The 2,467-nt window shown below is 73.1% G+C and carries 3 protein-coding genes; 1 reads left to right on the top strand and 2 read right to left on the bottom strand.

Annotation, left to right across the window (positions count from 1 at the left end):
* The coding region (locus E3T48_RS10565) for an SACE_7040 family transcriptional regulator (RefSeq protein ID WP_134524024.1) at window positions 1-580 on the top strand (580 nt) is incomplete at its 5' end.
* Between the two features lie 16 nt (window positions 581-596).
* Here E3T48_RS10565 and E3T48_RS10560 read toward each other — a convergent pair.
* Entirely contained in the window at window positions 597-1,259 is a 663-nt protein-coding gene (locus tag E3T48_RS10560; RefSeq protein ID WP_134524023.1) for a VOC family protein, read from the bottom strand.
* A gap of 186 nt (window positions 1,260-1,445) precedes the next feature.
* A partial coding sequence (locus E3T48_RS10555) for a dihydrolipoamide acetyltransferase family protein (protein ID WP_134524022.1) occupies window positions 1,446-2,467 on the bottom strand: 1,022 nt, incomplete at its 5' end.

Raw genomic sequence — 2,467 nt, 5'->3', positions numbered from 1 at the left:
GCCGCGCAGCCGGGCGAAGGCCGACCGGCGCGCGGCCCTGCTCGAGGCGGCGTCGGCGCTCTTCGCCCGATCGGGATTCAACGGCGTGTCGATCGAGGACCTGGGCGCGGCCGTCGGCGTGAGCGGCCCGGCCGTCTACCGGCACTTCAGCGGCAAGCAGGCCGTGCTCGCCGCGCTCCTGGTCGGGGCGAGCGCCGACCTCGTCGCGGGCGGCAACACGGTCGTTGCGACTGCGCCGGATGCCGCGGCGGCGCTCCGCTCGCTCGTGCGCTTCCACCTGGCCTTCGCCCTGGCCAACCCCGACGTCATCCGGGTGCAGGACCGGGACCTCGACAGCCTCGCCGACGCCGAGCGGCACGAGGTGCGCGCCCTGCAGCGGAGCTACGTGGAGCTGTGGGTGCGGATGCTCGGGGAGGTGCACCCCGAGGTCGAGCCGAAGCTGTTGCGCATCCGCGCCCAGGCCACTTTCGGGCTGCTCAACTCCACGCCCCACAGCATGCAGGCCTCCTCGGCGCGCACCGTGCGGCCCGTGCTCGAGGAGATGGCGCTCGCCGCCCTGGGCGTGCCTGCCGCCGGGTGAACCGGGGTCAGCGGGGTCAGTGGACCGTCGTGCAGACGCAGAGTTCGTTGCCCTCGACATCCGCCAGCACCCACCAGTCCGGCGCGTGCTCGTCGGTGAGCAACACCCCGCCCGCCTCGACGATGGCCTGCACGCGCTCCTCGGCGTCGCTGGTGGGCACGTACACGTCCAGGTGGATCCGGTTGCGGTCCGTGCGGGCGATCTCCATGTGCTGGAACCAGACCTTCGGGCCCTGCCCGCGCGGGTCGACGAGCTCGATGCCGTCGGCGGTGTCCAGTTCGACGTAGCCGAGACCGACCTGCCAGAACGGGCGGATCGCGTCGGCGTCGGTGCTGTCGATTGCCACGTCATAGCGGGCCGGTGCCGGCCGGGCGCGTTCGGCGCCCTGCGCGTCGGCGAGCTCCTGGCAGCGCAGGGCGAGGGCGAGGTCACGCTCGGTCACCCCGCCGGCGTCGTGTGAGCTGAGCCGGATGCCGACCGAGCCGTAGCCGAGGCTCACCTCCGGGTGGTGGTTCGCCGCATCCGCCGCCTCGGATATCGCGGCGACCAGGCGGGCGGCCGAGGCGAAGTCGGTCGTCCGGAACGCGCCGTGGAGGGTGCCGTCCAGGTGTACGAAAGCGCCCCCGGCCAGCACGGATTCGGTCTGGACGGGGGTGAGGATGGTGCTCGCCGGGCTCATGCCCCCACTCTGCTCCGTCACCCGTGACCGGTCAACCCGTCGCTCACCGGCCGTTCCTGTCGCTCATTCCCGAGCGCACCAGTTTCGCCGCAACGCTCCAGGCACGCTTGGCGCGCAGCGGCGAAACTGGCGCGCTCGACATCCGGCGGTGCGAGGCCCCCGGCAACGCTAGCCAGAAAGCTCCGGCTAGACCATGGTCAGGACCATGGCCGGGTCGGCGAGGATCGTGCCGATGTCGACCAGGAAACGGGCTCCCTGCTCACCGTCGACGAGCCGGTGGTCGAAGGAGAGGCTGAGCGTCATCACCTGGCGCAGCGCGATCCTGCCGTTGTGCTCCCAGGGTTGGCGACGGATGCCGCCCACGGCCAGGATGGCGGCCTCGCCCGGGTTGAGGATCGGCGTTCCGGCGTCGATGCCGAAGACGCCGACGTTGGTGATCGAGATCGTGCCGCCGCGGAGCGAGGCCGCGCTGGTCGTGCCGGCCCTGGCCGCCTCGGTGAGGCCGGCGAGCGCCGTGGCGAGGTCGGCGAGGCAGAGCCCGTCGGCGTCCGGGATGTTCGGCACGAGCAGGCCGCGCGGGGTGGCCGCCGCGATGCCGAGGGTGACGTAGTGGAACTGCACGATCTCGCCGGCCGCCTCGTCCCACCGGGTGTTCACGCCCGGGTTGCGGGCGACGGCGAGGCAGAGCGCCTTCGCCACGACGGCGAGGATGCCGATGCGCACCCCCTGGAAGGACCGGTTCGTCTTCAACGATTCGATCAGTTCCATGGTCGGCGTGACGTCGATGGTGAGGAATTCGGTGACGTGCGGCGCGGTGAACGCGCTCCGCACCATGGCCGCCGCGGTGTGCTTCCGCACACTCCGGATGGGGCTGCGGGTCTCCCGAAGTCCCGGACCGGATGTCTGGGTCGCACCGGAGGGTTCGGGCCCTGCGAGCTCCTCGGCGGAGGGTTCGGGCCCTGCGAGCTCCTCGGCGGGCCGGGCGAGCTGGGCGCGCACGTCCTCCCTGGTGATCAGGCCGGTCGGGCCGGTGCCGGTGAGGTGGGAGAGGTCGACGCCGAGCACCCGGGCGAGGGCACGCACCGGCGGGGTCGACCGAGGCCGGGCCGCGGCGGGCGCCAGGTCCGGACCCGGCAGCTCGGCTGCGGGTGCCACAGCGGCCGGCGCCACAGCGGCCGGCGCCATGTCGGCAGGCGGGACACCGGCAG

Source organism: Cryobacterium fucosi (assembly GCF_004403515.1).
Classification (GTDB): domain Bacteria; phylum Actinomycetota; class Actinomycetes; order Actinomycetales; family Microbacteriaceae; genus Cryobacterium; species Cryobacterium fucosi.
Note: the sequence above shows the minus strand (reverse complement) of the source record. Positions and strands in the feature narration are given on the sequence as shown.

Excerpts from the sequence above, each read along its gene's own strand:
- E3T48_RS10560 (WP_134524023.1), bottom strand. The coding sequence starts at position 1,259 with ATGAGCCCGGCGAGCACCATCCTCACCCCCGTCCAGACCGAATCCGTG.